Origin of the sequence: Nocardiopsis trehalosi NBRC 14201, from assembly GCF_001552555.1 — a bacterium.
Classification (GTDB): Bacteria; Actinomycetota; Actinomycetes; order Streptosporangiales; family Streptosporangiaceae; genus Nocardiopsis_B; species Nocardiopsis_B trehalosi.
The window spans coordinates 1-4,712 of sequence record NZ_BCRK01000286.1; the positions used below are offsets into that span (position 1 = coordinate 1).

A 4,712-nucleotide genomic window follows, 5' to 3' on the forward strand; every position below is an offset into this window, starting at 1 on the left:
GGCGGCCGGGCCGCCCCGGCCGCACCCGCTCCCCGGGCCGACGCAGCGGGGCCCGAGCCCGGCGTCCGCACACCGGCCCGCGAGGTCGCGGCCCGCTCGCCCGTCCGCGCCGAGCGGCCGGATGATGCAGAGAGCACGAGCTAGGAGGGGACCGGCATGCGCATCCTGGTGACCGGCGGTTCGGGCCGCCTGGGCCGCAGCGTCGTCGCCGAACTGGCGGGCCGGGGGCACGAGGTGACCTCGGTCGACCTCGCCCCCGGGCCCGGCGGGGCGGCGGCGTGGGTCGCGGCGGACCTGCTGGACGACGCGGCGCGCGCGGAGGTGTTCGCGGCGGCGCGGCCGGAGGCGGTGGTGCACCTGGCGGGGATCGCGGTGCCGTTCGTCCGCCCCGACACCGAGACGCTGTCGGTGAACGCCCGGCTGGCGTGGGCGGTGCTGTCGGCGGCGGTGGCCTCGGGCGCCCGCGCGGCCGTGGCCGCCTCCAGCCCGACCGTGTTCGGCTACGGGGCGCCCGGGTGGGAGCCCCGCTACCTGCCGCTGGACGAGGCGCACCCGGTGGCGCCGTGGCACGCCTACGGCCTGAGCAAGACCGTGGTGGAGGAGGCAGTGCGGACGCTGGCGCGCGCGGGCAGCGGCGGGTGCGAGCTGACCGCCGTGCGCCCCGGTTACGTGCTGGCGCCCGAGGAGTGGGCGGGGGCGCCCACCCAGCAGGGGCACACCGTCGCCGAGCGGCTGGCCGACCCCGCTCTGGCGGCGGGCTCGCTGTTCAACTACGTCGACGCGCGGGACGCCGCCGAGCTGTTCGCCCTGCTGTGCGAGCGCCCCGGCCGGGTCCGCAACGGGCAGGTGTTCCACGCCGTGGCCGAGGACGCGCTGGCCCGCGAGCCGCTGGCGGAGCTGCTGCCGAGGTTCCACCCGGGGACGGCGCGGCACGCGTCGGCGCTGATCGGGCGGCGGGCGGCGTTCAGCTCGGGCGCGGCGCGGCGGGCGCTGGGCTGGCGGCCGCGCCGGACCTGGCGTACCGAGCTGCGCGGTACCGCCGCCGGCTGAGCCCTTGCGGCGCGGCCGGGTGCGGCCGACGCGCACGGCGGCGGCCCGCCGTCGGGTACGGTCCGAGTCGGTGCCGGCGCGCGCCCGGCGGCGCTGCCTCCCCGGACGATCTAGGATCGGCACCCTGGGAAAGTGTTTTCCGAACGGATGAGGCGGAGGATGGTCCGGTGGGCGGCGGTTACGTGACCCTGGAGCAGGTGGCCCGGCACGCCGGGGTGTCGCTGGCCACCGCGTCGCGGGTGCTCAACGGCAGTACGCGCCAGGTCGGCCGGAAGCTGCGCGACCGGGTCACCGCCAGCGCCCACGAACTCGGCTACCTGGCGAACGCCTCGGCGCAGACGCTGGCCCGCAACACCAGCTCGCTGGTAGGGCTGATCGTGCACGACATCGCCGACCCCTACTTCTCCAGCATCGCCTCGGGGGTCACCCGGTCGGCCGAGGACGAGGGCCTGATCGTGGTGCTGGGCACCACCGGCCGCACCCCGCAGCGGGAACTGGAGCTGCTGGCCACCCTGCGGTCGCACCGGGCCCGCGCCGTGGTGCTCGCGGGCAGCCGGACCGTCGACGACGAGAGCACCCGGCGGCTTGCGGACGAGATCACGATGTTCGCCGCGCGCGGCGGCCGGGTGGCCTGCGTCTCGCAGGAGGGGCTGCCCGCCGACACCGTGGTGCCCGACAACCGCAACGGCGCGGCCGAGCTGGCGCGCGCCCTGGTCGGGCAGGGGCACCGCCGGTTCGCGATCCTCGCCGGCCCCACCGACCTGCGCACGGCGCGCGAGCGGCTCGACGGGTTCCACGGGGCGCTGGCCGGGGCGGGCATCTCCCTGGCGCCGCACGACGTGGTGCACGGCGCGTTCACCCGCGACGGCGGCTACGAGTCGACCCGCCGCCTGCTGGCCGCCGGGACCGACGCCACCTGCCTGTTCGCGGTGAACGACGTCATGGCCACGGGCGCCATGGCGGCGCTGCGCGACGCGGGCCTGCGGGTGCCGCGCGACCTGTCGGTCGCCGGGTTCGACGACATCCCCACGCTGCGCGACCTCACCCCCGCGCTGTCCACGGTGCGGTTGCCGCTGGAGTGGATGGGCGAGGAGGCCGCCCGCCTGGCCCTGCGCGAGGAGGCCGCCGAGGCCCCCCGCGTCGTCGCGGTCGCGGGCGAGGTCGTCCTGCGCGAGAGCACCGCCCCGCCGGCCGCCGACTGACCCGAGTACCCGGCCGGCGCCGCGCGGGGCGCCGGGGGTCAGGCGAACGTGAGGCCGTGGCCGGGCGGAGTGGCGGCCGCCGCCCAGCCGGCGTGCAGGGCGACCCCGCTGGGGTGTTCCAGGGCCCCGAGGGCGGCGAAGGACGCGCGGTCGATGTCCTCCACCATGGCCGCCCGGGGCACGCACAGGGCGAGTTGGGCCGACAGCTCGGGCAGCAGGTGCGGGGCGACCGGCACCGACGCCTCGGCCGCCAGGTCGGCGATGCGCAGGAACGGGGTGATCCCGCCGACGCGGACCGCGTTGGGTTGGGCGATGTCGCACACCCCGGCGTCGATGGCGGCGCGGAACGCGCCGACGGTCCGCAGGTTCTCCCCCACCGCGAACGGCACGCCCGTCGCGCGGCGCAGCCGCACGTACGCGTCCAGGTCGGCGGCGGGCAGCGGCTCCTCGATCCAGTACGGGTCGAAGCGCTCCAGGGCGGCCAGCGCCCGCCGCGCCGCAGGCAGATCCCACCGCTGGTTGGCGTCGAGCATGAGGGCGGTGCCGGGGCCGGCGAGCCGGCGCACGGCCGCCACGCGCCGGACGTCGCGGTCGAGGTCGGCCGAGCCCACCTTGATCTTGACGGCGCGGTGCCCGGCGTCGAGCCAGCCGCGCACCTGGCCGAGCAGGTCCTCCAGCGGGTAGTCGAGGTTGACCCCGCTGCCGTAGGCGGCCACCCGGTCGCGCCGCCGGCCGATGTGGTCGACCAGCGGGGCGCCGGCCCGGCGGGCGGCGAGGTCCCACAGGGCGATGTCGACGGCCGCGACGGCCATGGCCGCGAGCCCGCCCGCCCCCGCGTCGGCGAGGTGGGCGGTGAGGTCGGCCCAGCGGGGGGCGGGGTCGGGGGTCCGGCCGACCAGGGCGGCGGGGCAGTCGTCGTCGAGCAGCGCCCGGACGGCGCCCGCGCCGACGCGCGGCGTCCAGGCGAACCCGGTGCCGGTGCGCCCGTCGGAGGTGGTCACGCGGGTGATGACCAGGGTGTTGACGTCGACCCCGCCGTCCCAGGCCCGGTGCAGCGGGTACCGGCGGACGCGGGTCTCCAGGCCGGTGATGACGACCGGGGCGGCCGGGGCGGCCGGACCGGTCGTTGCCCCGGGGGTGGGGACGCGGTCGGCGGCGGCCTCGGCGCCACCGGGCGCGGCGCCCGCAAGGGGCGCGTCGGTACCGGGTGCGGAGCCTGCCGACGGTGCCGCGTCGCCGGACGCAGCGCCTCCCAGCGGTACGGCGCCACCAGACGCAGAGACCGCCGACGGCGGGGCGTCAGCAGACGCGAGGCCCGCCGATCGTGCCGCGTCAGCAGGCGCAGCACCTCCCAGCGGCGGGGCGGCGCCGGGTGTGGGGCCTCCCAGCGGTACAGCGTCGCCGGGCGTGGGGTTTCCCGACCGTACGGTGTCGCCGGGTGGAGCGGGGTGGGCGTCGGGGGGCATCCGGTCAGCCCTCCTTGACCGCGGCGAGGCCGGCGTCGATGATCGCCGCCAGTTCGTCCAGCTCCGCCGGCGCGGGGTCGGTGAACGGGGGGCGCACCCCGCCGACGTCGGCGCCGCGGAGCCGCGCGCCCGCCTTCACCAGGGCGACCGCGTAGCCGGGCGCGCGGTCGCGCAACTCCACCAGCGGCCGGTAGAACACGTCGAGCAGGGTCTGGGCGAGCGGGTCGCCGGCGTGGAACGCCCGGTAGAAGGCGGTGGCGACCTCGGGGACGAACGCGAACGCCGCAGAGGAGTACAGCGGGACCCCGATGGCGGCGTAGGCGGGCACCGTCACCTCGGCGGTCGGCAGACCGTTGAAGAAGGTGAACGCGTCGCCGCGCACCGCGCGCACGGCCGCGACGATGCGCGACATGCGGTCGAGGTCGCCCACCCCGTCCTTGATGCCCACCACGCCGGGCAGCCCGGCGACCTCGGCGGCCGCAGCGGGGGTGAGCACCAGGCCGCCCCGCTGGTAGACGATGACGGGCACGCCCGCGGCCTCGGTGACCGTCCGGACGTAGTCGACCAGGCCCCGCTGGGAGCCGGAGACCAGGTAGGGCGGGAGCAGCAGGACGCCGTCGGCGCCGAGGCGGCGCGCCGCCTCGGCCTGCTCCACCGCTGTGCCGAGGCCGCCGCCGACGCCCGCCACCACGGGGACGCGCCCGGCGGTGGCGGCGACGGCGGCGCGCACGGCGCGGGCGTGCTCGGCGGCGGACAGGGCGTGCACCTCGCCGGTGCCGCAGGCGGCGAACACGCCGCCGGGCCCGTGCTCCAGGCCGGCGGCGACGTGGCGGCGCAGGGCGTCCTCGTCCAGGCGCCCGGCGCCGTCGAAGGGGGTGACCGGGAAGAACAGGATTCCGTCGAAGTCCATGGGGGTCCTTCGCGTCGATGCGGTCTCGGGGGGCGGAGGGCGGCGCGGCCCGCCGGGGCGGGCCGCGCCGGGGGGCACACGACG

General features: G+C 78.4%; 4 protein-coding genes. 2 read left to right on the forward strand and 2 right to left on the reverse strand.

Going from position 1 to position 4,712, the window contains the following annotated elements; genetic code table 11:
- Positions 1 to 156 precede the first annotated feature (156 nt).
- Both NT8_RS27215 and NT8_RS27220 read left to right on the forward strand, forming a co-directional pair.
- Positions 157 to 1,050: an NAD-dependent epimerase/dehydratase family protein gene (locus NT8_RS27215; protein ID WP_067975732.1), complete on the forward strand. Its 894-nt coding sequence runs from the start codon at positions 157 to 159 to the stop codon at positions 1,048 to 1,050.
- A gap of 167 nt (positions 1,051 to 1,217) precedes the next feature.
- Positions 1,218 to 2,252, forward strand: coding sequence for a LacI family DNA-binding transcriptional regulator (locus NT8_RS27220; RefSeq protein ID WP_067975735.1), 1,035 nt, complete (start codon positions 1,218 to 1,220; stop codon positions 2,250 to 2,252).
- 38 nt (positions 2,253 to 2,290) lie between these two features.
- On the opposite strand, the gene NT8_RS27225 is transcribed toward NT8_RS27220, so the two are convergent.
- Positions 2,291 to 3,343 (reverse strand): mandelate racemase/muconate lactonizing enzyme family protein, encoded by a 1,053-nt coding sequence (locus NT8_RS27225; RefSeq protein ID WP_067975740.1) that lies wholly within the window; start codon positions 3,341 to 3,343, stop codon positions 2,291 to 2,293.
- Positions 3,344 to 3,722: 379 nt separating this feature from the next.
- Positions 3,723 to 4,628, reverse strand: coding sequence for a 5-dehydro-4-deoxyglucarate dehydratase (locus tag NT8_RS27230; protein ID WP_067975737.1), 906 nt, complete (start codon positions 4,626 to 4,628; stop codon positions 3,723 to 3,725).
- Between the last annotated feature and the right edge of the window lie 84 nt (positions 4,629 to 4,712).

Bases quoted from the DNA above. Each gene is read 5' to 3' on its own strand.
- NT8_RS27215 (WP_067975732.1), top strand. From the start codon at position 157: ATGCGCATCCTGGTGACCGGCGGTTCGGGCCGCCTGGGCCGCAGCGTC.
- NT8_RS27230 (WP_067975737.1), bottom strand. From the start codon at position 4,628: ATGGACTTCGACGGAATCCTGTTCTTCCCGGTCACCCCCTTCGACGGC.